The organism is Litorisediminicola beolgyonensis (assembly GCF_042679605.1).
Taxonomy (GTDB): domain Bacteria; phylum Pseudomonadota; class Alphaproteobacteria; order Rhodobacterales; family Rhodobacteraceae; genus Litorisediminicola; species Litorisediminicola beolgyonensis.
The window spans coordinates 1-1,174 of the sequence record NZ_JBHTMU010000093.1 but is presented as its reverse complement, the minus strand read 5'-3'; the positions used below and the strand labels follow the sequence as shown (position 1 = coordinate 1,174).

The following is a 1,174-nucleotide window of genomic DNA, read 5'->3' as shown; positions in this document are numbered from 1 at the left end:
ATGGCAAAGGAAAAGTTTGAGCGCGGCAAGCCGCACTGCAACATCGGCACGATCGGTCACGTCGACCACGGCAAGACGACGCTGACGGCGGCGATCACCAAGTATTTCGGCGACTTCAAGGCCTACGACCAGATCGACGGCGCGCCGGAAGAGAAAGCCCGCGGCATCACCATCTCGACCGCTCACGTCGAGTACGAGACCGAGAACCGCCACTACGCGCATGTGGACTGCCCCGGTCACGCCGACTACGTGAAGAACATGATCACCGGTGCCGCCCAGATGGACGGCGCGATCCTGGTCGTGAACGCCGCGGACGGCCCGATGCCGCAGACCCGCGAGCACATCCTGCTCGGCCGCCAAGTGGGCATCCCCGCCATGGTCGTCTTCCTCAACAAGGTCGACCAGGTCGATGACGAGGAGCTCCTCGAGCTCGTCGAGATGGAAGTCCGCGAGCTGCTCTCGGCCTACGACTTCCCGGGCGACGACATTCCGATCGTGGCAGGCTCCGCGCTTGCGGCGATGGAAGGCCGGGATCCCGAGATCGGCGAGAACAAGATCCGCGAACTGATGGCCGCCGTGGACGACTACATCCCGCAGCCCGAGCGGGCCGTGGACCAGCCGTTCCTGATGCCGATCGAGGACGTGTTCTCGATCTCCGGCCGCGGCACCGTGGTCACGGGCCGTGTCGAGCGTGGCGTGATCAACGTCGGCGACGAGATCGAGATCGTCGGCATCCGCGACACCAAGAAGACCACCTGCACGGGCGTGGAAATGTTCCGCAAGCTGCTAGATCGCGGTGAAGCTGGCGACAACATCGGCGCGCTGCTCCGCGGCGTCGACCGTGAGGGCGTCGAGCGCGGCCAGGTTCTTTGCAAGCCGGGCTCGGTCAAGCCGCACAAGAAGTTCGAAGCCGAGGTCTACATCCTGACCAAGGAAGAAGGCGGCCGTCACACGCCGTTCTTCGCGAACTACCGCCCGCAGTTCTACTTCCGGACCACGGACGTGACCGGCACCGTGACGCTGCCCGAGGGCACCGAGATGGTCATGCCCGGCGACAACCTGAAGTTCTCGGTCGAGCTGATCGCGCCGATCGCCATGGAAGACGGCCTCCGCTTCGCCATCCGCGAAGGCGGCCGCACCGTCGGCTCCGGCGTCGTCTCCAAGATCGTCGAGT

1 protein-coding gene is annotated in these 1,174 nt (G+C 65.2%); it reads left to right on the top strand.

Annotated features, from left to right (window positions below):
- The coding region (gene tuf, locus ACFQ4E_RS20570) for an elongation factor Tu (RefSeq protein WP_386806405.1) at positions 1-1,174 on the top strand (1,174 nt) is incomplete at both ends.